At 49.9% G+C, this 23,848-nt stretch carries 18 protein-coding genes; 15 read left to right on the forward strand and 3 right to left on the reverse strand.

Annotation, left to right across the window (positions count from 1 at the left end):
• Positions 1 to 31: 31 nt before the first annotated feature.
• From cgtA to rplU, 3 genes are all read right to left on the reverse strand, one after another.
• A complete protein-coding gene (gene cgtA / locus WG89_RS18370) occupies positions 32 to 1,243 on the reverse strand; it encodes an Obg family GTPase CgtA (RefSeq protein ID WP_062268592.1) in 1,212 nt (403 codons plus the stop codon).
• Between the two features lie 349 nt (positions 1,244 to 1,592).
• Positions 1,593 to 1,850, reverse strand: a complete 258-nt coding sequence (gene rpmA, locus WG89_RS18375) for a 50S ribosomal protein L27 (protein WP_062268593.1) — start codon at positions 1,848 to 1,850, stop codon at positions 1,593 to 1,595.
• 105 nt (positions 1,851 to 1,955) lie between these two features.
• Positions 1,956 to 2,267, reverse strand: coding sequence for a 50S ribosomal protein L21 (gene rplU, locus WG89_RS18380; protein ID WP_062268594.1), 312 nt, complete (start codon positions 2,265 to 2,267; stop codon positions 1,956 to 1,958).
• 331 nt (positions 2,268 to 2,598) lie between these two features.
• Between rplU and WG89_RS18385 the strand changes: the two genes are divergently transcribed.
• The 15 genes from WG89_RS18385 (at position 2,599) to WG89_RS32235 (ending at position 23,728) form a co-directional block, all read left to right on the forward strand.
• Positions 2,599 to 3,528, forward strand: a complete 930-nt coding sequence (locus WG89_RS18385; protein WP_062268595.1) for a polysaccharide deacetylase family protein — start codon at positions 2,599 to 2,601, stop codon at positions 3,526 to 3,528.
• A gap of 44 nt (positions 3,529 to 3,572) precedes the next feature.
• Entirely contained in the window at positions 3,573 to 4,424 is an 852-nt protein-coding gene (locus WG89_RS18390) for a GNAT family N-acetyltransferase (protein WP_062268596.1), read from the forward strand.
• A 399-nt stretch (positions 4,425 to 4,823) separates the two neighbouring features.
• Positions 4,824 to 6,218 (forward strand): type VI secretion system protein TssA, encoded by a 1,395-nt coding sequence (locus tag WG89_RS18395; protein WP_062268597.1) that lies wholly within the window; start codon positions 4,824 to 4,826, stop codon positions 6,216 to 6,218.
• A 102-nt stretch (positions 6,219 to 6,320) separates the two neighbouring features.
• Complete coding sequence (locus WG89_RS18400) at positions 6,321 to 6,860, forward strand: Hcp family type VI secretion system effector (RefSeq protein ID WP_062268598.1); 540 nt, start codon at positions 6,321 to 6,323, stop codon at positions 6,858 to 6,860.
• Positions 6,861 to 6,887: 27 nt separating this feature from the next.
• Positions 6,888 to 7,430: a type VI secretion system contractile sheath small subunit gene (tssB, locus tag WG89_RS18405; RefSeq protein WP_062268599.1), complete on the forward strand. Its 543-nt coding sequence runs from the start codon at positions 6,888 to 6,890 to the stop codon at positions 7,428 to 7,430.
• Positions 7,430 to 8,917: a type VI secretion system contractile sheath large subunit gene (gene tssC, locus WG89_RS18410; protein WP_062268600.1), complete on the forward strand. Its 1,488-nt coding sequence runs from the start codon at positions 7,430 to 7,432 to the stop codon at positions 8,915 to 8,917. The genes tssB and tssC overlap by 1 nt, the downstream gene beginning before the upstream one ends.
• Complete coding sequence (locus WG89_RS18415; RefSeq protein WP_062268601.1) at positions 8,917 to 10,197, forward strand: type VI secretion system contractile sheath domain-containing protein; 1,281 nt, start codon at positions 8,917 to 8,919, stop codon at positions 10,195 to 10,197. The genes tssC and WG89_RS18415 overlap by 1 nt, the downstream gene beginning before the upstream one ends.
• A complete protein-coding gene (gene tssE / locus WG89_RS18420; protein ID WP_062268602.1) occupies positions 10,194 to 10,640 on the forward strand; it encodes a type VI secretion system baseplate subunit TssE in 447 nt (148 codons plus the stop codon). Before WG89_RS18415 ends, tssE begins: the two co-directional genes overlap by 4 nt.
• A complete protein-coding gene (gene tssF / locus WG89_RS18425; RefSeq protein WP_062268603.1) occupies positions 10,633 to 12,423 on the forward strand; it encodes a type VI secretion system baseplate subunit TssF in 1,791 nt (596 codons plus the stop codon). The genes tssE and tssF overlap by 8 nt, the downstream gene beginning before the upstream one ends.
• Positions 12,387 to 13,400, forward strand: a complete 1,014-nt coding sequence (locus WG89_RS18430) for a type VI secretion system baseplate subunit TssG (RefSeq protein ID WP_079253919.1) — start codon at positions 12,387 to 12,389, stop codon at positions 13,398 to 13,400. The genes tssF and WG89_RS18430 overlap by 37 nt, the downstream gene beginning before the upstream one ends.
• Positions 13,387 to 15,993 carry a type VI secretion system ATPase TssH gene (tssH, locus tag WG89_RS18435; RefSeq protein ID WP_062268605.1) on the forward strand — a complete coding sequence of 869 codons (2,607 nt, stop codon included), beginning with the start codon at positions 13,387 to 13,389 and terminating at the stop codon, positions 15,991 to 15,993. Before WG89_RS18430 ends, tssH begins: the two co-directional genes overlap by 14 nt.
• A gap of 4 nt (positions 15,994 to 15,997) precedes the next feature.
• Positions 15,998 to 18,064 carry a hypothetical protein gene (locus WG89_RS18440; protein ID WP_062268606.1) on the forward strand — a complete coding sequence of 689 codons (2,067 nt, stop codon included), beginning with the start codon at positions 15,998 to 16,000 and terminating at the stop codon, positions 18,062 to 18,064.
• A 26-nt stretch (positions 18,065 to 18,090) separates the two neighbouring features.
• Positions 18,091 to 18,669, forward strand: a complete 579-nt coding sequence (locus WG89_RS18445) for a DUF6931 family protein (protein WP_062268607.1) — start codon at positions 18,091 to 18,093, stop codon at positions 18,667 to 18,669.
• Between the two features lie 50 nt (positions 18,670 to 18,719).
• Positions 18,720 to 20,852 carry a type VI secretion system Vgr family protein gene (locus tag WG89_RS18450; protein WP_062268608.1) on the forward strand — a complete coding sequence of 711 codons (2,133 nt, stop codon included), beginning with the start codon at positions 18,720 to 18,722 and terminating at the stop codon, positions 20,850 to 20,852.
• A gap of 8 nt (positions 20,853 to 20,860) precedes the next feature.
• Positions 20,861 to 23,728, forward strand: a complete 2,868-nt coding sequence (locus WG89_RS32235; protein ID WP_245662934.1) for a PAAR domain-containing protein — start codon at positions 20,861 to 20,863, stop codon at positions 23,726 to 23,728.
• The last annotated feature ends 120 nt before the right edge of the window (positions 23,729 to 23,848 follow it).

Consider the following 23,848-nt stretch of genomic DNA (forward strand, 5'->3'; position numbering starts at 1 on the left):
TCTCCTGCAGTCATCCAGCACGCTTACCTATTTAAGGTGCGTAAAACACCTCAACATCATCATCATCGTCGTCATCATCATCATCGTCTTTGGCCGCTTTTTCAGCTTTTCTGGCCAGACGATGCTGTTTTCTCTCTTCAGCCAGCTCACGCATACGACCACGAGCTTCCTCTTCCAGCTTCTGACGAACCTCTTCTTCCTGAGCCGCCATTTCAGCGTCTTCGCTTTCCTGAAGATTACGCTCTTCAATGTAAGTCATCAGATCCTGGGCCAGCTTTTCTGTACCCTGGGAGGAAATCGCAGAAATCTTGTAGACAGGACCTTCCCAGCCCAGTTCTGCTATCACACGATCACACACTTCCTGCTGCTGATCTTCCGGCAACAGGTCGAGCTTATTCAGCACCAGCCAACGCTCACGCTCAGCCAGAGCCGGACTGAAACTTTTCAGCTCATCCACAATGGCTTTCGCCACCTGCACAGGATCGCTCTCATCGAAGGGCGCCACATCGACCAAATGCAGGAGTACACGACAACGAGACAAATGTTTAAGAAAACGAATCCCCAGACCCGCACCTTCTGCAGCCCCTTCAATCAAACCCGGAATATCCGCAATCACAAAGCTGCGATGCTTTTCCACACTGACCACACCAAGATTGGGAACCAGAGTGGTAAAGGGGTAATCCGCTACTTTTGGCTTGGCATGAGAAACAGAACGGATAAAGGTGGATTTACCGGCATTCGGCATACCCAGCAGACCCACATCGGCAATCACCTTAAGCTCAAGTCTCAGAGCTCGCTCTTCACCCAGGGAACCATTGGTTGTCTGTCGGGGAGCACGGTTAACACTGGACTTGAAACGGGTGTTACCCAGACCATGCCAGCCACCCTGAGCCACCAGCAGCTTCTGCCCCACATGGGTCAAATCACCGATTACCTCCTCTGTTTCATCGTCTACCACAGTGGTACCCACAGGTACGGGTAGCTCAAGATCCTGCCCCTTGGCTCCAGAGCAGTTACGGCCACGACCAGACTCACCACTTTCAGCCTGATAGCTGCGCTGATAGCGATAGTCCACCAGCGTGTTCAAGTCGTTCTCGGCAACCACAAAAATGCTGCCACCGTCGCCCCCATCGCCACCGTCGGGACCCCCTTTGGCAACGTACTTCTCACGCCTGAAACTCAGGCAGCCATTGCCACCCTTGCCAGCCTGAACCTTGATGGTGGCTTCATCGACAAACTTCATTCAAAACCTCCCGCAGCACGGGCTCCAAACGGCCAATGCCTGCAGATAAACACTTATCTCAATGCTGCAGCGAAAGAAAAGTATTTATCTCCAGACACTGAACCCGCAGATTACATAAAGTCGCTAATAATTTTGAAACAGCACCACACAACTCAATAAGCATGAATATGCCAGAAAATGTGTCAGCCGAAAAAATAGCAGAGCGAGAAGCTCGGCACTTTATGTAATCTGCGGGTTGACCCGAGGAGTCTACACCACTCAAATCACTTTACGCATATACAAGAAAGCCCCGCCAAAAAGCGGGGCTTTCCCTTGGCGTCAGCCCCGAAGGGTGACACCTGAAGTACTGTTACGCAGCTTCGATGCGAACGTACTTACGCTTCTGAGGACCTTTAACCTCAAAAACAACTTTGCCGTCAGCTTTGGCGAACAGGGTGTGATCCTTGCCAATACCAACGTTTTCACCGGCGTGGAACTTAGTACCACGCTGACGAACCAGAATGTTACCAGCGTTTACGACCTGACCGCCGAAACGCTTAACGCCAAGGCGTTTACTTTCTGAATCGCGACCGTTACGAGTAGAACCACCAGCTTTTTTGTGAGCCATGCTGCTCTCCTTTTAGCTCGGTCCGACAGCCGGCTACCACACCAGATGCAGACCTTAGAAGTATTAAATGAACCGTTTCCAGCCCATCAGCCTTTTCAGTAAAAATTAACCAGCGATACCGGTAATCTTCAGCTCAGTGAACCACTGACGGTGGCCCATCTGCTTGCGGTGGTGCTTACGACGCTTGAACTTGATGATCTTGATCTTTGGACCACGACCATGAGCTACAACTTCAGCAGTAACCTTGGCACCTTCAACAACTGGAGCGCCAATTTTAACGTCTTCACCGTTAGCTACCAGCAGAACGTCGCTGATGTCCAGGCTCTCACCTGCAGCTACGTCCAGTTTTTCAACCTTCAGGGTTGTGCCTTCAGCAACACGGTACTGCTTGCCGCCAGTTTTGATAACTGCGTACATATTAATCTCCGAAAATCCTTAAATAGCCTCTTTGTCAAAGGCATCCGGCGAGATCGAGATCCATTCAAATGAATAGAACCAGGGTACTCAGACCGGAATTTTCAATACTATCTACGTCTATCTGATCATCACTTCCAGATGGGCAACGCCGCATAGGCTTCTGGTCAAACTCTGTAAACAGAGCCCAAAAGCATGACAAAATGGATCGTCGCCCGGATTCTCAGCCAGATTGTTAGACAGGGGGCGCAAATTTTAAGGAATTGCAACCCAACTGGCAACCCTGTTTTGACTATGCTGCCTCTAATTGCGTTAAGTCACTAGGTTTGGGGCTATGAGCGACTACTATCCGAGAAACCTCAACGGCATTTCCGACACACCGGAACAATTCCTGTGGCCTGATGGCAGTCGCCTGGTGATTAATCTGGTACTGAATTACGAAGAGGGCAGTGAGCGCAATATTCTGGACGGCGATCAGGCATCCGAACATTACCTGTCAGGCTTTCCCGCACTTCCGTGTCTGGTGGGTGAGCGACATTATTCCAGCGAAAGCTTGTTCTCCTATGGGTCCAGATCAGGTTGCTGGCGACTGTTGAGACTGTTCGACATGTTCAACATCCCTGTTACTGTGTTTGCCTGTGGTCTTGCCCTTGAACGAAACCCTGCCTTTGCCAGAGCCCTTGGGGAGGGTTCCCATGAAGTCGCAGGTCATGGCCACCGCTGGATTGATTATCGCTTGTTTACACCGGAGGATGAGGCTGCAGACATCAGGAAGTGTCTGACAACCATCTTTGCTCATACCGGCAAAAAAGCCAGTGGCTGGTATACCGGCAGAAAAAGCCCTAATACCCGCAGACTGGTTATAGAAGCAGGTCTGCTCTATGACAGTGATGATTACTCGGGAGACTACCCCTGGTGGTTACCCTCTAATGACAAAAAGCATCTCGTAATCCCGTACACCCTGGTGAATAACGACTGCCTTTATGGCACCAGCCCTGGCTGGACATCCCCTTCCTGTTTTCTTGACCACCTAAAGGCAACCTTTAACAGCCTTTATCATGAAAACAGCCAACAGACCCGTATCATGTCTGTTGGCCTGCACAGCCGGATTTCCGGCCATCCGGGTCGAAGTGAAGCGATACATCAGTTCATTCAATACGTCCAAACCCATCAACAGGTCAGCTTTATTACCCGAGAAGCCCTGGCAAGAGAGTGGATGAAGCAGTGTCCGGTCAATCATCCACGAGCAGAAGCCGTTAGCTGACACTATGCTTTCAGCACTTGTCTCTAAGAGAACACAATGTGCCTATGAAAAAACGTCCAGAAGTCATTACCCTGAAAGAAGAAGATACCGTGGCTATGTTTGACTGGGTCAGACAGCAAGGCTGGAATCCGGGCCTGCAGGATGCTTCAACGTTTTACAAGGCTGCCCATGGCCATGGAGCCCTGCTCGGCATTAAACAGGGAGACAGACTGGCGGGAGTTTCCGGAGTATTCAATCACAGTCACCGTTTTGCCTATTTCGGTCTTTATATCGTTCATCCGGACTTCAGGGAGAAAGGTCTGGGGTTTGAGATGACTCGTCATCGCCTGCACCTGGCCGGTCACAGAAATATTGCTCTGGATGGAGTAATAGAACAATGCCCTACCTATCGAAGAACAGGATTTCGTGCCGCCCATCAATCGTTCCGCTTTTGCTTCAAAAAATCACTGAAGCCGTCTGGAGCAAAACTGACCGCCCTGAAAGACATCACCCTGATCGAGTTACTGGATTACGAACAACAGGGCCTGTTTCCTTGTCGTCGTAAAGCTTACCTGAAGGCTTGGCTCACTCAGAAAGATGCCATTGGCTACTGCTCATTGAAAGATCAAACCATTCAGGGTTATGGCGTAATGCGTCCATGCATTGAAGGCTTTAAGATAGGCCCTCTCTTTGCTGACACGCCTGATATCGCCAAAGAAATCCTGCTGACATTGCTCTCTGAAACTCAAGGGGCGCCTGCATTTTGTGACATACCGGAACCCAATGAACAGGGAGTGAAACTCTTCCAGTCCTTAGGGGATAAAACCGACTTCGAGACCATCAGAATGTACAACGGTTATGAACCTGAAATGGACTACGCAAGAATTTTCGGCCTGACTTCTCTGGAAGCAGGTTAGTTGTTTTAGCCGCCAAGCAACATGACAACTGTTGCCTGATTTTTACCCAGCAGCTAAGAACTATTCTGAAATAAACTACCTTGTTAAACCCTTCTCAAAACCCGTTCACTCTGAGACTTTTCGAAGCCCCTCATCGACAAGTCTCAGGGTGAGCGGATTCCGTATGTAAATCGCGGAGTCATTTCGAGACAGATCCTGAACGACATAACAAATGTAAATAGAAGTTATAAATATTCTTCCAATAGCCATCCATAGTCCTCCAACAAAGGGGTTCTGATACTGGCTAAAACTGAAGGCTGCAACTAACCTTTTTTGATCGAGCCTGACCGTGACTCCAAAAACATATCAGGCTCAAGGCTTTTCCCAATACCACATTGAAAGAAGTCCAGACTGATCACAATGCAAGGTCCACTGTCTGAAGAGCACTTCGATGCTTATCTCACCCCCTTATCTGAAGAGGCTCCCGCCGGTGAGTACCTGAAAGGTAACAAGCCCCTCTATCGATCATTGCGCAATGCCTACAACATTGCCCAGACCAGTTTTCACAAACTGTCCATGAATCCTGACCCGGATGAGCTGGATGACCTGAAAATCATCAACAGTGAAAACTGGAAGGAACTTGAAAGTCTTCTTCTGGATTGTCTGAAAAACCAATCACGGGATCTGGAGTGCATGTCCTGGCTGGCCATCGCGCAAATGTTCACAGAAACTCCGTACACCAGGCTGACAGTAGCCCTGAAGTTGATTAATCAATCCCTGAAAACCTTTTGGCCAGCTATTCAACCCTGGTTACCCGACAACAAGCTGCAAACGGAAAACCCGGAAACAGAACGGGCCGAGCACCATTACAAAACCATGCAACGATTGCTCGGTGAGTCCGATACGACCTGCCCTCTGATTCCACCTTTATGCATGCAGCCCCTGGTGGGTGACATTGACTTCTCCCGATATCAGCGTGAACGTTCAAGCCTTCCTGAACTGAAAGAAATCTCCATTGCAACTCTTGGCACTGAGAAAGCTATCGTTGTTGAGAGAATAAAAGGCATTCAGCAGATAACAGCAACACTGGATGAACTGGATGGGACCCTGACAGAGCTTTTCAAAGCTTACTCAATGCCTGCCCCCTCAAGTGAATACCTGAGAAAACAACTGGACAACAACCTTTCAGCACTCAAAGACCTGGTGGGTGACGCTATAACTCCCTGGCCTTTGGCTCAATCTGAAGTGACGGCAGCCTCCCCTACGGTAACCAGAAGTAATGACCAGCCAGAAACCACAAATACAACTACAGAACAGTCAACCGGACAAACGACGTCAGCATTTCATTTCAGCGAAGAGGGCTTTAACAGGGATCAGGCATTCCACCAGCTCAGAATGCTGGCCGACTTTTTTCAGCAGACAGAACCTCAGAGCCCTGTGTCGTACATTCTGGAAAAAGCCATTCGCTGGGGCTATACCCCTTTACCACAGCTGATGAATGAGCTGCTGCAGGGAAACGATCAGTATTTGAACAGAATTACTGAGCTGACCGGCATGAACCTGACCGAAAAAGCGATGATTCCTGGAACTCCGGACCCCCAACAATTCAAATCACCAGCACCTGCTGCACCCAGTCCGGTTCCAAAAGCCACGGCTATCAATGAAGAACAAGAGAGCCCCCAACAGCCAATCATTACAGAGGAATCTGTTGAAGTACCCAACAGGTTCCCCAGCCCTTCAGACAGTTCAGAGGCATCTACCTCCTCTGTCAGTCTTGAAGGGTTAGGCATCAGTAACCTGGATGACCTGAGCTGACACTCAGTGCCATCAGATTATCCGGCCGGCTGGCACCTGGATGAATCAGGGCATTCGGCACCCTGTTAGGAAATAACACAAGCAGTCAGAGGGTTTTTGGATATGGCCAATATGTATATGAAGCTGGGCGATGCCCAGAGCAAAGGTGAAGCCACAGCCGAATATTCCGGAGGTGACAATGTCGGTGGCAAAGGCTGGTTTGCCATCCGGTCATTCAGCTGGGGGGCTACCCGTGCTGTCACAATGGACATTGGTAATGGCATGAACCGGGACTCAGGCATGATCGCCATGAACGAGATTACCGTCAGCAAGGAGCTGGATGGCGCCTCGGAAAATATTCTTTCCCACCTTTACGTGCCTGGCGATGAAGGCGACACCATCGACATTATTGTCACCAAACCAGATCGCTCCGGTCAGGGTGCCCAGGTCTACTTGCAGATTCAGCTCACCCATGGCCGCATTGTCAATTACAGCCTCAGCGCATCGGACGGAGCCACACCTTTTGAAAGCCTTGCCGTTGCCTACAGCAAGGTCAAGGTCAAGCACTGGAATGAAGGAGAAGGCGGCAAGCTCGAGCCCGGAGGTGACGTCACTTATGACCTGCCGACTGGCAAAGCAGAATCTCACTCCAACAAAGGGTAAACCCTCCCGCTTAAAGGTTAATGACTTATGGCCCTGAATACCCAGCACAAGCGAGTCAGCAAAAACCGGGTAAGCATTACTTATGATGTGGAAACCAACGGCTCCCTGGAAAAACGAGAACTGCCTTTTGTGACCGGTGTCATCGGGGAGTTTTCCGGTGATAAGCCTGAAGAAGAAAAAGAAAACGTCGACTTTCGTAAGTTTGTTGAGATTAACAAGGACAACTTTGACACGGTCATGTCCACCATTGACCCACAACTGCAGCTCAAAGTGGATAACCGGCTAAGCGATGACAACACTGAGTTTGCTGTCGATCTGAAGTTTAAATCCATTCGGGACTTTGACCCCGCCCACCTGGTGGAGCAGATAGAACCCCTGCGCCAACTTCTGAAAGTCCGCAATCAACTAAGGGAACTACTGGCACAGGCAGATCGCTCCCGGGATCTGGAAAAGCTGTTAAAAGAGGTACTGCAGAGTACCGATGCGCTGGCCGGACTGTCCGATGAGCTGGGTATCAAGCCCGATCAGGCTCCCAGTGAGGGAGAACCTGAACCCGGAGAGCAGCAATAATGAGTACTGAAAAACAAAGCGAACCCGCCCAGGAAGCTGCACAGGCCGAGGAATCCCAAAGCATTCTTGACCGTGCCATAGAAGCCACTCATCAGGTGACTCCGGACACCACCAAAGAACTGCTGGGCACACTCACCGAGCAGGCTATGTCAGGCACAGTCACATGGAGCAAAAATCTGACCAGCACCATAGACAAAGCCGTCACATCACTGGATCAGACCCTTTCAGCCCAGCTGGCAGAAATACTTCATGATGAAAAATTCCAGAAACTGGAAGGCTCCTGGCGAGGGCTTAATAAACTGGTTCGAAACAGCGATCTGGGCCCCATGCTGAGAATTAAAATGCTGGATATCAACAAGGACGAGTTGATGGATCAGTTTGAAGATGCCCCTGCCGTGGACAGAAGCCGCCTGTTTAACATGATCTACCAACATGAATTTGGTACCGCCGGGGGTGAACCCTATGGAGTATTGCTGGGCGATTATTCGTTCAGTCACAGCGATGAAGATATGGCATTACTGCGCTATATCGGTGAAGTAGCTGCAGCTTCCCATACACCCTTTATTGCAGCAGCTTCTCCCACTTCCCTGGGTATAGATGACTTCAAAACGCTGAATGAAGGCAAGCCGGTAGCACCTGGCTTTTCTTCCCCCGCTTATGCCAGTTGGAACGCCTTCAGAGACAGTGACGATTCCCGCTATGTCGCCCTGACTATGCCACGCACATTGGCACGCCTGCCCTACGGTCAATCCTCCAGCCCGGTAAAGGCTTTTGATTTTGAAGAATTTGCCGCGTCAGAAGATGGCCAGAGACGTCCGGACAAAGGTAACGACAGCTTCACCTGGAGCAATGCAGCCTACGATATGGGTCTATTGATTAACAATGCATTTACCGCCTTTGGCTGGTGTACTGCAATCAGAGGCCTTGAAAATGGCGGCAAAGTTGAAAACCTTCCGTCGTATACCTACAAATCAACAGCAGGCGACCTGATTCAGCAATGCCCTACCGAAGTGAATCTGACCGACGAACGTGAAAAAGAGTTATCGGACCTTGGTTACCTGCCGCTGGTTCATTACAAGAACTCCAATTTTGGCGTTTTCATGGGTGCTCAGACCATGCAACGCCCAAAAGAGTACGTCGATCCGGAAGCGACGGCTAATGCTGCAATCTCGGCCAGGCTTCCCTACATTATGGCCAGCTCCAGAATTGCCCATTACCTGAAAGTTATGGGCAGGGACAAAATCGGCTCAGCCATGGATCCGGCTGATGTGGAAAAAGACCTGACCAGCTGGATCAGTCTCTATACCAATCCGAACGCTGTAGGCAATGAAGCCAGGGCAAAAACGCCTCTGCGTGAAGCTAAAGTCATGGTTCAGGAACAAGCGGGAAGACCCGGTTGTTACTCAGCTGTAGCATGGCTCAGACCCTGGCTGCAGATGGAAGAACTGACCACCTCACTGAGAATGGTTGCTGATATTCCTGGCTGATGAACGATCTCTACTGTGAAGCCCTGATCCAGAAGCTGGTCGCTGCTATTGATGAAATGATTCAACAGCAGCTTAGCCTGATCATACAACACCCTCGCTTCAAAGAGCTTGAGTCTTTGTGGCGAGGACTGTTGCACTTGAACAGTTGCAGTCAACCCTCTCCGGCTACTCGAATTCGTATCCTGGATATGAGCTGGTCAGAGCTTTCAGACGACCTGAATCTGAGCAGCAGCTTTCAATCATCCGTCCTCTATCGACTGATCAACCAGCAGGAACTCAATACTCTCGGTGGGCATCCTTTTGGATTACTCGTTGTTGATCACTATGTATCACTGAATGCCAGTGATAACACTGATCACGATGAGATCTACACACTTCAGCTGCTTTCTGAATTGGGGCAGGCTTCTCTTTGTCCTGTCATCATGGCTTTATCGCCCAACTTTTTACTGACCCGGGATCAGGAAGTCTGGAGCAACCCTCAACGGGTCTCCCATATACTGGCCAGTGATGACTTCAGCGGGTGGCGACGTTTGAGAAATCTACCTTCAAGCCGCTTTCTGGGTCTGACTCTTCCCCAGTTTCTGGTTCGCGCCCCATGGCATCATTATTACCAGGGCATCCGCTTTGATGAAATTTCAACCTACTCACCCGTCAGCCATCATCTATGGGGCAGCAGTGCATTTGCTCTGGCTGGCAACATTGTCAGTGAATTCAACCGTATCCACTGGTTTGGCTTTCTGAGGGTGGCCCATGGTGGCGGGGCTGTCGTCAATGATCAGCAAAAGAATCTAGTAGCCAGAGTCAAACTCACTGATCGGCTGGGAGAGTTCTTCAGTGAGCATGGCTTTATTCCCATGGAGACCTGCTACCTTGGACAGGAACTGGCTTTTTTCAACAACCGCTCTATCTATAAGCCAGCCAACAAACTGAACGACCAGAAAATCACCAGCATGATTCAGACGACACTGATCGGCTGTCGTTTTGGTCATTATCTGAAAGTACTGATCAGAGAACACATTGGCAGTTATGATAGTGCTGAAGCCTGCGAACGCCAGCTGAATGCCTGGCTTCAGGAATACACATCCAATGTTGATCAGGGAAATGACCAGATCCTGGCACGATACCCTTTAAGGCATTCGAAAGCGGAAATCACCGGCGACAAGAATCTGGGTATTTATACATGTGTCGTTTATATCCAGCCTCAATACCAGTTCGACTTTATCAAGACGGATATTGTTCTGAAGACGGATGCCAGTGAACTGGTGGATATCATCTTATGAGTCTTGATCTGCTGGCCAACCTGCTGCTTGAGGACTCAACAGGGGACGAAATAGAAGACCTTCGTGATTCCATTTGCAGGAACATCAAAATACTGCTGGAAACCCGCAAAAGCCTTGCAACCATTCCTGAAGTCTACCCCGAAACAGCCGCATCGAACTTTGACCATGGACTGGATGTCTGGAATATGAGCCATAGTCTTTATCACGGCAATCGTCTGGCCAGATCACTTGGCAACCTCATTCTGAGGTATGAGCCCAGGCTGAAAGATGTATCCATTGAACTGTTGTCAAAAAATCAGGATGACAACTGCCTGCATTTCAGAATTGATGGTGTTTTTACCATAGAGCACAAGGACCGAACCGAAACCGGGACACTGACTTTTCAATCAGCAATTAACCTGACCTCACACAGTTTGTCCTTCAAGGAGAATCCCTTTGACTGAGTCGATTCTGCCCTGGTATGAACGCGAGCTGAACTTTCTGCGCAGCCAGGTCTACCGCCTTAGCCGCGAGCACCCTTTTCTGGCAAAACGTCTGGGGATCAGGCATGAAGGGGTCGATGACCCACACATGTTGCGACTGATTGATTCTTTTGCCCTATGCAACGCCAGGCTGTCCAGACAACTGTCAGAAGAGTCCACACAAATATCCAATAATCTATTGCAGGTAATCTTCCCGATGGCCCTGCAACCCCTGCCCTCTGCCAGCATGATAAGAATCAGGCCCTCCGAATCGGTACCTGAAGTAACTGCATTACCTCATGGAACCCGCTTCAGAATGATGAACAGTGAGGACTCATTCTGCCAGTTTAAAACCACTTCAGAACTGCAGCTTTGCCCTTTTGACATTGTCGCCAACCAACTTCTCAGCCCTCCTTACTCTTTGCCTCTGGATAAAATACCAAGGGAAGCCAGCTCTTTGCTAAAACTTGACCTGCAAATGCTGGACCCTTCCAGAACCTTCAGCAGCCTGCCAGATTTTGACAGCCTGAACGTACATCTGCAGGGCATACTCAAAGATCATGCGACAGTCTATGACTACATTGCCCGGCATCGCTGCGGCATTCAGCTGATCAATGAGCAGGGACAGTCCGTCGAGCTCCCCCTGAGCAGCATATCCCCCATAGGGTTTCGCCAGAACGACCGGATGCTGACCAGAGACAACACCAGTTTTGTCGACTTTCAGATCATGATGGAGTTTCTCTGCTGGCCCGAATTCTTTAATGGTTTCCGAATATCTAATCTGGGCAATGCATTTCAGCAGTTCGACTGCAGCTCACTCTATCTGCTCATCTTTCTGAAGGACACCACAGACTCACAAGAACAGATCATGAAGTATGTGAGACTGCTACTGGGCTGCGCGCCAGTCATCAATCTGTTTGAGCAGGTGGCAGAACCCGTAGTCGATGACCATACCCAACTAAACTATTCTCTGGTGCCTGACAGCCAGAGCGCCAACACCATAGAGATCCAGTCTGTCCTGAGGGTGCTGGATATCACAGAGGACACGCCCAGTGTGCTTCCACCCATGTATGGGCTGCATCATAATGAGCCTCATTGCGAACGATTCTGGCTCTATACGCCAAGAGATCGTGAGTATGAAGAATACGGGCGGCTTACCGTCATTGCCCCTGAACTGAACCTGGATAAAAATGAAACCAGGGTTTTTTCACCGCTCCTGCTCTGCAGTAATGGTGACCAGCCCCTGAAGCTTCCCAACAACCCTGAAATTGAATGCCTGGATAATTTCAGCCTGCCCAGCCCGGTTAAGATTCTGACCCGTCCTACAGCACCGGTTCTGCGCAGCTTCAATATCAAAGACCGCCTGAACTTGTTGACTCATTTGAGTAGAAACTTTGAGTCCATGCTGAATTTTGCGCAACTGAACAGACCCCTGAGAAGTCTGTTCACCCTTTACAATCTTCGACAAAATCCGACCAGCAATACCTGGCTGGACTCCATTACCTCCCTTTCTGCCAAACCCAAAGTATCCAGCCTGTTAATAGAAGGCCGCCCCTGTTTTTCCTCAGGTCTGGAAGTGACATTCACTCTGGATCACTCAAAGCTGGCCAATGTTTCCATCATGATGTTCGTTAACTTTCTGGATTACCTGGCAAATGCCATGTCCGGTGACCAGACATTTCTGCAACTGGTCGTCAAATTTGAAGGCCAGACCGGAGAGTATTACCGATGTACACGCCATCATGGCTATCAGATCAGCCGCTGAAACAGAGTCTTATCCATCACCCTGAACGCTGGCAATACGCCCAGGCAATCAGAGTGTTGTCACTCTCTCAGCAGCCCTGTCATTGTCTGGTACCTCCTTCCTATCAGTTTCCGGGCCGGGAACTGGCCAGAGTGACCCAAACCAAAGAAGGCTGGCAACTGGAAAGCTTCCAGCCATCACTGTTTGGATTTTTCAGCGTGTTGCCTTACTACCTTCAGGACATTGAACAACATCAGCGAACCAACCTGGATAAAACCGACATCTACGGCTTCTTTTCCCTTCTGAACCATAGAACCCTGTCTTTAAGTTCTGATGTCAAAACACGCTCTAACCTGGGTTTCAGATATGAACAGCGACACGTAAGGGGCCATAGCCTGGTCAACACGTTGCTGGCCTTGACTGGCACGCCTGAATTACTGAGTCTGAAAAACACCGATGGCAGCAACCTGCTTCGATACAATGCCACACTGGGCAGAACCTCCAACGACATGCATAAATTTGCTGGCATTCTGAGCGATTACTTCTCCATAAAGGTCAATGCCCACAGACCCAAGCTAGAAAAACAAAAACTGTCGTCTGACTGTCTGACACGACTGAAAGCCAGCCCCTCAGAATATGAGCAGCATAACGCCTGCCTTGGCAGAGCAGCTCCCCTGGGTCAGTACTGCTTCCTTCCCAGGTTCAAGGCCAAGCTGGAAATAGAAATCAACAATCGGCGAGAGCTTGAGGCAGTCTATGGCGACTGCACCCTGATTCCAGCCATACACGAACTCTCGGCCAGCTATTTTGGCGGACATCGCTCCGTCAGCCTGACCGTCCGATGTCCAAGACGACTCCTTCAGGCACCGAGAATCTCATCACGCCCCTCCCAGGATACAGTCAGGTTGAACCGCTCTAGCTGCCTTCGCCCTGAACTCCACCCGGATCAATACGTTGTCCTTGCTCTGCCAGAGGTCTGCCTCAATGAAACAGCTTGACCTTAAAAAACTGATCAGCCTGCTGGGCAACGAGCTCAAACTGGGACTGGAAGAAGCGGCAGCCCTGTGCGTCAAAAAGAAACATCGATCCATAGAAATAGATCACTGGCTCATGCAACTTTTCAGGTCGCCCGGTGACTCTATGCAGACTCTCATCAGGACCTTCGGGATTTCAGCTGAGAACATTATCGAAGAGATTGAGAACCGCATGATGTCCCCGGGCAGTGCCGATGTGGATGCACCCAGTCTATCGGCCGAAACTGTTTCACTGATTCAGGATGCCTGGCTGACAGCCTCGGTGAATTTTGACGACGTCGTTATCATGCCTGCTCATCTGCTATTGGCCCTGATGGATCGGGACAGTCTGGCTCTCAACAACACCCGTCTGGGTGAAGAGCTGCAGAAAATTTCTAAAGAAAGCCTGAAGTCCCTGGCTGCCAGTGAAGTGCCTGAGAGAACAGGCGAGAGATCGGCAAAGGCTGAAGCTGGCACAACAGCCCTGAACAAATACACCACCAGCATGACGGAGGAAGCTCGCAAGACACCCTCTGAGATTGTTGGCAGAGATCAGGAAATACGACAAATACTTGATATTCTCTGCCGCAGGCGCCAGAACAACCCCATTCTGGTAGGTGATCCTGGTGTCGGAAAGACGGCTGTTGTTGAAGGTTTTGCTCAACAGGTGGTTGAAGGCAGAGTACCCAAACAACTCAAGGGTATTGAGATCAGAAGCCTGGACCTGGGTCTGCTCCAGGCCGGTGCCAGCATCAAGGGGGAATTCGAGAGCCGTCTGAAAGATGTGATCACGGAAGTAAAACAGTCTCCTCACCCTGTCATAGTTTTCATTGACGAAGCACACACATTGATTGGGGCTGGAGGCACTGCCGGACAGAACGATGCAGCCAATCTACTGAAGCCAGCCCTGGCTCGGGGAGAGTTCCGCACAATCGCTGCCACTACCTGGGCCGAGTACAAGAAGTTTTTTGAAAAAGACGCTGCTCTGACCCGAAGATTTCAGCCCGTCAAAGTTCCGGAACCCGATGAACAAACCGCCACCCAAATGACGCGTCAAGTGGCCCGAGTACTTGAACAACACCATGGTGTGAGGGTGCATGACGAGGCTGTGTCCGATGCAGTGAAACTGTCTGTCCGTTACCTTCCTGAACGTCAGCTGCCTGATAAATCGATCAGCCTGCTGGACACTGCCTGCTCCCGTGTCAGCCTTTCCCAGAACACAACACCTGCAAAACTGCAAAAGCTGCAGGAACAGCAGCAGTTTATTCATTCTGAACTCACCGAGTTGAAAAGAGATCAGACGCTGGGCGCCGACCTGTCTGAAAGAATTGCTGAACTTGAACAGGCGCTGCAGTCCAATCAACAGATTTCAGAACAGCTTGAACAGCGCTGGCTTAAGGAAAAAGAACTGGCCTGCAAACTCTTTGAAATGGAACGTACTCTTGATCAGAGCAACGAATCAGAGACAACTGATAATCCAGTGCCGGCAACTACAGAGGAACTGAGGGAGCTTGCCAACGCTCTGAGAGAAATTCAGGGCGAAGACCCCATGGTGCTGGCAAGAGTGGATGCCGGTTGTGTCGCTACCGTGATAGCCGACTGGACCGGAATTCCTGCGGGCAAAGTATTAAAAGACGACATACAACGTTTACTGGATCTTGAAAGCAGTCTGCACGAAAGAGTGATTGGCCAGGATCGAGCCATAACAGCCATCAGCGAGAGCATTCGTACAGGCCGTGCAGGACTGTCTGATCCCAGACGTCCCATTGGCGTCTTTCTGATGTGTGGACCTTCCGGAGTTGGCAAAACAGAAACCGCGCTGGCTATAGCGGATCAACTCTACGGAGGAGAACACAATCTGACCGTGATCAACATGACTGAGTTCAAGGAAGAGCACAAGGTATCCATGCTGTTAGGTGCCCCGGCAGGCTATGTAGGTTATGGCGAAGGCGGTGTGCTCACAGAAGCCATTCGCAGAATCCCCTTTTCAGTCTTACTGCTGGATGAAATGGAGAAAGCCCATCCCGGCGTTCACGATATTTTCTATCAGGTTTTTGACAAGGGAATGATCACCGACAGCGAAGGCAGGGAGATCGACTTTCGCAACACCATCATCATCATGACCACCAATGCCGCTGACAGCGTAATGTGTGACCTGGCTACCCATCAGGATCTGAACAGCCAGCCAGCAGAATCTTTCATGCCCCAGGTACAGAATGAACTACTGCATTTCTTCAAGCCTGCTTTTCTGGGTCGGGTCAACGTAGTGCCCTATTTCCCACTGAATGATCAGGACTTGGAAAAAATCTGTCGTCTTTCCCTGAAAAGGATTGGCAAAAACCTGAGGGAACAATACGGAGCTACACTGTCTGTGGATGATGAGGTTGTTCAACAACTGGTGGCCTGGAATGTGACGCCGGAATCCGGAGCCCGGGCCATTGAACAACAAATCACAAGAAAGCTTCTGCCCAGCCTGGCTTCTGAGTGTCTGTCCTTAATGGCAGTAAATGAAAAAATCCACTCAGTTCGAATCAGTCTGGATGGTCAGACCATCCGATACTTCCTGAACGAGTCCTGATGCTATGAGGTTTTCTGAAGCGCTAAATCTTGGTCCCAATCGAACTCTACTGAGCATTAATGACTCAGAGTATGAGCAATTGATCGACCGATGGACCCGGGAGATGGGGGCCAGCAAACTGTTTGGTTACCGCAAGTCAACACGAGTGGAGCACTGGCAGGAAGCGGTAGATACAGCTTATACCTGCCTCGAGAAAGAGCTTCAGAGCAGTGATCCGAAAAAAATCATGTCTCACCCCAAGTGGACTCTGCTCATCGGTTGTGGAAAACGAAACTTCCCTGAACACATTGCTATTTTTCAACCCTCCCCTACTGAGCAGACCCGGGTGAAACGCATGGTCAGAAACACCCTGGTAACACGGGTGGTATCCAACAAGATTGATCTGCTCGACATCATCAAGAAAGACAAGGACGGTTCCGTGGTCACTATTGGTGATCTGGCCGTATCACGACTCCGCTACGAACTGCTGGCTGCCAGTGCCGACCGAGCTGTCGACTCTTATATGAAAGAGTCGGATACCGACTGGAGCACCTGGTTTGAATGGCAGGAAAGCAAAGCGGACTGGTATGAAGCTGGTGCGAACTCTGAAGCAGAGACCAGCCGGAAACTCACAGGTTTCAAAGACGGTATTCGAAAAGCCAGCGCCGAGGCCAGCGCTTCTTATAGTGGTTCCGCTGCTGCAGGATTGAAGCTGGACAAGGAATACGAAAAAGGCGGACTTAAACAAACACTCAAAGGAAACCTTGAAGCGTCTGCCAGCCTGAATGCCAACGCCAATGCTGCAGCCAGAATGTCAGAACTGGCTGCCAGCGCGGAAGCGGGCCTGGAATCCGACGCCCATCTCCGGGCTGACATTGACTACGAGCTGACCTATTCCTGCAAGGTCAAGGGAGAACACTTGCGGCGTATTCTTGGCCCCAAGTTTGACCTTATCAAGGTTCATGCCGCCGGACAGGCAACAGCAGATGCAACAGCCAGCGGCACTGCCAAAGCTTCGGCAAGGTTGTTCAGTGATAAAAGTGAGGTTGGAGCGGAAAAAGATCTGCAGGATTCATCAGCCAAAGCAGAAGTGTCCAAAGGGGAAGCCCTGATCCGGGGCGTGAAAGTGGATCTGGAAGGAGAAGCCACTCTGGCCGTAAAAATGAGCGGCAATGCCAGTATAAACGTTGGGCAGGCTGCTGAGATCGAACTCAGTGGTGACCTCTTCGCAGGAGCCAAAGGCAGTGGCAACATGAATTTCTTTATCAATGGCCGTGGTGTGGGCATGGATCTTGGCGCGGAGTTTTTTGCAGGCTTTGAGGTATCCAGCGAGCAAACGCTTCGATTGATTCACCCAAGTCGGCGGGTGAACATTTTCTCAATGACCGCCAAAGAATCGTTTCAGGCGGGCTTTGGTGCTGCTGCCAAGCTGGCGGCCAAGGCCACAGTGGATGAAGTCAGCTTCGATACCAAAGCTTCAGCCGCCATGGCCATAGGCTCCAGCATCAGTGCCAGCGGAATTGTATCGCCAAGGGGTATAGCTCTGGTGGGTTACGATGCGCTGGCAGTACCTGCTATTCACGCACTCTCCTATGAAATGCAGAAACATTACCCCAGCACTTATCTGACGCAGCGTTTTGTTTCCTTCAGCCCATACCTGAATCGTCAAGCCTCCAAGTCCGAACTTAACCAGGTGTATATGGACTGCAGAACCCGGATGGTCAGCCTGCTGGCCACCCTTGATAACGAAGCCGACTCTGTTCAGAAAAGAGCTGCCAGAACACCGGGCTTCAACGGTTATGGTGATGTCATGTCTGTGGATGAGATTAACAAGGTTGAGGGTTTTGCAGGCAACTCCCACAGCAAATACTTTGAGTACGCCACCGAAGAAATCAAGCTCTCATCCGGCCAGGTATTGCAATCAGTTACCAAGCAGGGAGATCGGCTTGAACAGGTAGTATCAGACGACAAAGCAGCTTTGTTAAAAGCAGCCAAAGAGTATGCAGGTCAGAAAAAGATCATGAAGAGCGGAGAATGCATTGCGTTTGAAGTGATCAAGAAAGATTACAAGTCGGGACAGATAAACTATTAACGAGTCCAAAGGAGGCTTTCTGACTCATGCTGATTGACAAGCTCGACCTGAAAAAGATACCTCAACCGAAAGCTACGGATATTCTCTGTCGCTATCAGCAGAGCAGTAGCTTTAAACAACAGGTCGACAGAAACAGTTCACCCGTTGAACTGGCCAATCAGCTATACGACAACAGTCAGTGGCAGGACCTGATCGTCTTTCTCTGCCACGCTCTCCCTTCCATAGAGTGTATCTGGTGGGGATATCAGTCGGTTTTATCTTTGGACATGCCTGTACAGGACATCCAGAAAAACGCAAAGAATGTGGTTGCTCAATGGCTGAAAAAACCTGAAGAAACTCATCGACGTATGGCGGAAGTGGCTGCTTCCCAGGCGGGGCTCGACAACCCATGGGGCTGGCTGGCTCAAGCCGTTTTCTGGAGTGGCGGCAGTATCACACCGGTCAATGGCCCGGAGTGTCCTGCCCCGGCCTTTCTCTATAGCCATGCGGTAGCTGGAGCCCTGGGGTTAGCAGCCGTTCTACCCGATGGTAAAGAGCAGGAAGCGCGATATGAAAAATTTATCAGAGACGGAATCAGGATTGCCGACGGACTTTCAATCGTTTAAACCGCCATGAGCCAATAGTTGCCATGCACTAAGCAAAAGAGATGATGCCAATGGATCGCCCCCTCATAGCCTCACTGGAAAATGGCGATGAACTGATTGTTTCACAACTGACAAGTTATGAACGGCTGGATGATTTTTTTGAGCACAAAGCCGTAGTGCTGGCCAGCGATCTTGATGAGAAAGACTTTCTGGGTAAAACCATCAGCTTCTGCTATCAACCTGAAGAAGGCTCTTCACATGTCAAGGAACGCTATTTTCATGGTTACTGCACACAACTTCAGGCGCAGGGAGAAATGCGTACCCATGACGCTCTCTCTTTTGAAGTGACCGCTTCACCATGGACCTGGTTTCTGGATCAAAGAATTAACTGTCGTATTTTTCAGCAACTCACTGCCACTGAGATTATTCAGTCCATTTGCAAAGAGCATGGTTTTCATCCCCAGCTTAAAATCAATGTTACCGCCCCCCGGAAAAGGGAATATTCCGTTCAGTTCAACGAAAGTGACTGGGCTTATATTCGAAGGCTTCTGGCCAGTGAAGGGTGGTTTTTCTATTTTGACCAACAGAGCTCTCAGCATAATCTGGTGATCAGTGACTCCAATCGGGCTTTCAATGAATGTGGGGAAAATAACGCAGAATTTTTTGTCGACAGCCAAAACCTCAATGACGCCATTACCGAATGGGTTCATCAGTATCAGATGTTGTCAGGCTCCTGTGCAACAGCGGACTATAACGTGGACCTTGCAGAACCGGTCATAGCCGATATCTCCCAGAGTCCTGAGTCGATACCTCATCGCAAAGTCCTTCAGCAATTTACCTGGCCCGGAGGTTTTAAAGAGAAAAGTCAGGGTAAGCAGGTGACCGACAGGGCTATCAAAAGCATCGACGCAGGATATAGTTTCGTAAAAGGAAAAAGTTGTCTTTTCAAGTTTGCTGCCGGCACGCAATTCCAGCTGGTTCATCACCCCAATGCTGCAGAGCAGCAAAAGTATTACCTTCAGGAAGTGAAACACACTCTGGTCAGCAATGAAGACGGTCGCTCTATGGAGTACAAAAACTGCTTCTGCTGCATTCCCCTCAGCTTTGAATGGAAGCCCGCTGATCCATTGCCAAAACCCATAATGCCGGGACTGCAAAGTGCTACCGTGACCGGGCCTGACAACGAAGAGATCTATCTGGATCAATACCATCGCATCAAGCTGCAGTTTCACTGGGACCGTTATGGCCAGAGTAACCAGAACAGTTCCTGCTGGGTTCGCGTGGCTCAGGCGGCTAATGGCGATGGCTTTGGCTGCCAGTTCACACCCAGAATTGGCGACGAAGTTCTGGTCAGTTTTCTGGATAACGACCCCGATCAGCCTCTGGTAGTAGGTACTGTCTATAACGGCAAACATGCCCAGCCTTATACGACACCGTCACAACAGGGCATCAAACTGAAGTCAACGCCTAAAGCCGGAGTCGAGAACTACAATGAGCTTCGATTCGAATGTAAGAAAGATGAAGAGCTCATTAATCTGCAAGCTGAAAAGGACATGGAAACACTGGTCAAAAATGACTGCAGCGAAACCATCAAGGGCAACTTCAAATCACTGACAGAAAAAAATTCCAGCCGACAAGTGAAAGAGGATGATGCCCACAAGGTAGAAGGTCTCCAAACCACTGAAGTCACGAAAGATATTCGACTGAAGACAGATGCAAACTATCAGGTGACCACAGCCAGTGACTATACCCAGAAAACCGATGGTAACTACAGCCTGACGGTGAGCGGTAGCACGGCAACAAAAAGCACAGGCGACCTCAGCATTGACTCCAATGCCAACATTGCTGAGAAAGCAGCCAACACACTGTCTATGGATGCCACTTCAATTCATGGTACCGGAAAAAGTTCTATTGAGCTGAGCGTGGGTGGCAGCAAAATCTCTATATCCAACACTGCAATAGAAATTACCTGTGCCGCCAGCAGTATCAAACTGTCGCCCACTGGCATTGAAATATCCGGCATGCAGGTGGTGGTGGATGGCAAAATCTCTTCTGAGGTTAAAGGCGGAGTATCCGCATCCCTCTCGGGCACAGCCAATGCCGAAGTGAAAGGCACCCTGGTATCCATCAACGGTAATGCCATGACCACTGTGAAAGCCGGTGCAATGGTTCAAATCACCGGGGCTCTGGCGAAAATCAATTAGCTGCAGCTATGAAAAATGAACTCGAAACCTCTTTGGAAACCCTGCTGATTCTTATCCGCTGGTTATTGCGGTATCTGGACGGTCTTAAACCTTTACTGCATCAGGATTCTGATTTTAATCAACAGTATGAGCGACTAACAGAATCCAGCAAAACCATTGAAGATTCTACTCTGCTGGCAATGCTGCAACATTATCAGGCATCCCACCTGGCCATGCAGCAAAGTACAAGACTCCTCTCTGACAATATCAGAAGCCTTCTGGAGATCGCTCAGCAACTCCATCTGCAATACTCAGAAGCAGGCCAGACTCCTTCGACGGACTCCTTCCAGACCGCCAAAGCTTACCGCCTGAAAGAAAAGGAATCCTTCCAGCACCTTGTCATCGGCATGCAACGTTTACAGTCAGAGTCTGAACCCGATCTATTTGAAAAGCGCCGTATAGCAGCGAAAAACCTGCAGACCTTACTGCGAGAATGTCATACGTCTGGAAATGATCAGGAGTTGTATGAAGTCATTAGTAATCAGAAACCGTTCATTGATCTTCGAGACCCGACATTTTCCTCAATTCGTACCAGAAGTCAGGACCTGATTCAGACTTTTGGAGCCTTCACAAAAGCCGTTCCGGACTCGTTGAAGCCAGTGTCTGACATTAGCGACTCTGAACGTATTGCCAATCAGAGTATTGAATCCAGACTGCCATTACTCCTCAACCAGCTAACCAGAACTGTCTCTGCCATATCGTCTCCCAGCCATTCAGGGCTGAATGACTCACTGACAGCCCTGTCAAACCCGCTGAGAGAAATTACAAAGGAGACACAGTCCTCCTCAACTGTAAAAGCGTCAGAATCGAATAGCTTGCTGGAGAGCAAGCAACAAACACTGCAATCCTTCCGGGAATTGACCCATCAAATTGACCAATACGCTTTGATACAGAGTGAGATCCCAATCGAGCTTAGCTTTACAGCCACCCAGTTTGTTCATTCATTTTCTGCAGCCAGTCCTCATTTAAGCCAGACATTTTTGGATAAAAACAATCAGGCCCTGATGCATCAGGCAATGATTCTGGAGCAAAATGCCAGCTCCGGGATCAAGCTGATAAAACCACTGATCACAGAGCTTCTGGCCCACCTTGAACGACTGATCAAAGATCAAAAAACACAGCAGGACCCGAGTCTTGAAGCCAGTCTGGCCCCTGCTCATGGAGTACTGAAGCAACTCTCGTCGATGATTCAGGAATTGAATGTCCTACAGAGTTCTTCGGAGTGCACACAAGCCAAAAACCTGAGCCAACAAATCCTTCAACAGGGTGAAGGTATAAAGGCACTGACCTCCAATTATGTAACAGGTCCACTCACTTCTTTTCAGAGAAAAAGCAACCTGCCTGATTCAAAGACAGAACTCGCTTTTGACTCCTCAGGTTCGTTACTTCACTCACCTCAACACCTCGAAGCGCTTCAGAATGACTTGATCAACAACGTCAGCTCTCTGGTCAGCAAGGACTATCGAAGTCAGGTCAAGAGAATACTCACTACCCTGTCCGGGGTTAGTGGTCTGGTGGTCAATCATCTGGTCAGCCCACAGGAGACCAACCTGCAGCTGGAAAAGCGTCGGCAGGTTGCCACGGATCAACTTAAACAGCTGATCGATAAACCGGAATCCGCCCCCAAACGAACTTTTCTTAAGCAACTGTTCAGCCAGTCCGTAGATCTTGGTTTCCAGTTTATCGCGGATCAGGTAGACCCCGCGGGGAGCGACGAAGAACCGTCTCCAGGTCGCCAGCTGGTTGGTTCAGCCGGAAATCTGTTCAAGACAGTTGTTCATCACACCGCCAGTGACTTCATTGATCGGGTTAAGGAAAAATACCCGGAATCCAAACAGGTTTTCAACATCACCGCCAAAGGTGTTCAGGCTGCCGTGGATATGCTGAGTGACGAGGATGCTCAGGCCCTGATCAAAACCGGTAAACAACTGGTTGAAAACCTCGTTGATCCTGAAGCCCACAACAAGATTGATGTTTCGAAAGCGCTCAGCCATGCAACCGGTTTAGGGCTCAAACTGGCGGATAAAGTCATCAACACCCAAACCTTTGAATCTCTGAACCAGAGCTTGGGAGTGTCCGACGCCATCAAGGGACTCCAGAACCTGCAAAAAGACGGCACCTTGGATTACGTCACTCGACGTTTACTCAGTCAGGGACCTATTGATACACCCAAAGCTCGGGCCGAAGTCATTAGAAAAACCATCAAGGAAGACCCAATGGTCAGTACCGGTGACAAGGACACTGGTGCACAACTCAAGCTGGAACCGAAGAAGCATTCAATCTCAGCCACTCTTAAAAACCTGAAGAACCTGGGGAAGAAAGTCACTACCACAGTGCTGGACAAAGTTTCAGAGCTTAACCCCTCAGTAGCTCCAAGATTGAACACGGTTAAACAGATTCTCAACTCCGTTGATCAAAGTGGCTTCATTGACTTTACCATTGATGCCCTGACCGGACAGAAAGCCACTGCTCAATCCTTTCAGGGAAGTGCGACACCCCCCTCTTTTCAACCCGCTACGCCAGACTTCCCAGCCGGCCCTGTTGGACTGCCTGCAGCAAGAGCTACAGACATGCACATTTGCTCAATGCAAAATCCACCTCCTGTCTCTGCGCCCCATGTAGGCGGCCCACTACTGCCATTACCTACCAACGTATTAATCGGCAATCTCCCCGCAGCAACCCTGGGGCAACCCTGCATCTGTGTGGGTCCCCCTGACTCTGTGATCATGGGCAGCTTCACCGTTCTGATCAATAACAAACCGGCTGTACGCATGGGAGACTCTACCGCTCACGGTGGCACTGTTATTTTTGGCTGGCCAACCGTTCTGATAGGCTGAAGAGTTGCCTCGAAATAGCTTCCCAATTTATGCAGAGATTCCGTTCACCCTGAGCTTGTCGAAGGGTCGTGATATTGGGCTTCGACAGGCTCAGCCCGAAAGGGTTTTGAGAGTGGGCCA

This window comes from Endozoicomonas arenosclerae (assembly GCF_001562015.1).
Classification (GTDB): domain Bacteria; phylum Pseudomonadota; class Gammaproteobacteria; order Pseudomonadales; family Endozoicomonadaceae; genus Endozoicomonas_A; species Endozoicomonas_A arenosclerae.

What these genes read in the sequence shown, in the direction of transcription:
- WG89_RS32235 (WP_245662934.1), top strand. Translation starts at nt 20,861, where the DNA reads ATGAAAAATGAACTCGAAACCTCTTTGGAAACCCTGCTGATTCTTATC.
- WG89_RS18395 (WP_062268597.1), top strand. Translation starts at nt 4,824, where the DNA reads ATGCAAGGTCCACTGTCTGAAGAGCACTTCGATGCTTATCTCACCCCC.
- rpmA (WP_062268593.1), bottom strand. Translation starts at nt 1,850, where the DNA reads ATGGCTCACAAAAAAGCTGGTGGTTCTACTCGTAACGGTCGCGATTCA.
- rplU (WP_062268594.1), bottom strand. Translation starts at nt 2,267, where the DNA reads ATGTACGCAGTTATCAAAACTGGCGGCAAGCAGTACCGTGTTGCTGAA.
- WG89_RS18400 (WP_062268598.1), top strand. Translation starts at nt 6,321, where the DNA reads ATGGCCAATATGTATATGAAGCTGGGCGATGCCCAGAGCAAAGGTGAA.
- tssH (WP_062268605.1), top strand. Translation starts at nt 13,387, where the DNA reads ATGAAACAGCTTGACCTTAAAAAACTGATCAGCCTGCTGGGCAACGAG.
- WG89_RS18445 (WP_062268607.1), top strand. Translation starts at nt 18,091, where the DNA reads ATGCTGATTGACAAGCTCGACCTGAAAAAGATACCTCAACCGAAAGCT.
- WG89_RS18450 (WP_062268608.1), top strand. Translation starts at nt 18,720, where the DNA reads ATGGATCGCCCCCTCATAGCCTCACTGGAAAATGGCGATGAACTGATT.
- tssC (WP_062268600.1), top strand. Translation starts at nt 7,430, where the DNA reads ATGAGTACTGAAAAACAAAGCGAACCCGCCCAGGAAGCTGCACAGGCC.
- WG89_RS18440 (WP_062268606.1), top strand. Translation starts at nt 15,998, where the DNA reads ATGAGGTTTTCTGAAGCGCTAAATCTTGGTCCCAATCGAACTCTACTG.
- WG89_RS18430 (WP_079253919.1), top strand. Translation starts at nt 12,387, where the DNA reads ATGTACACGCCATCATGGCTATCAGATCAGCCGCTGAAACAGAGTCTT.
- tssB (WP_062268599.1), top strand. Translation starts at nt 6,888, where the DNA reads ATGGCCCTGAATACCCAGCACAAGCGAGTCAGCAAAAACCGGGTAAGC.
- tssE (WP_062268602.1), top strand. Translation starts at nt 10,194, where the DNA reads ATGAGTCTTGATCTGCTGGCCAACCTGCTGCTTGAGGACTCAACAGGG.
- cgtA (WP_062268592.1), bottom strand. Translation starts at nt 1,243, where the DNA reads ATGAAGTTTGTCGATGAAGCCACCATCAAGGTTCAGGCTGGCAAGGGT.
- WG89_RS18415 (WP_062268601.1), top strand. Translation starts at nt 8,917, where the DNA reads ATGAACGATCTCTACTGTGAAGCCCTGATCCAGAAGCTGGTCGCTGCT.
- WG89_RS18385 (WP_062268595.1), top strand. Translation starts at nt 2,599, where the DNA reads ATGAGCGACTACTATCCGAGAAACCTCAACGGCATTTCCGACACACCG.
- WG89_RS18390 (WP_062268596.1), top strand. Translation starts at nt 3,573, where the DNA reads ATGAAAAAACGTCCAGAAGTCATTACCCTGAAAGAAGAAGATACCGTG.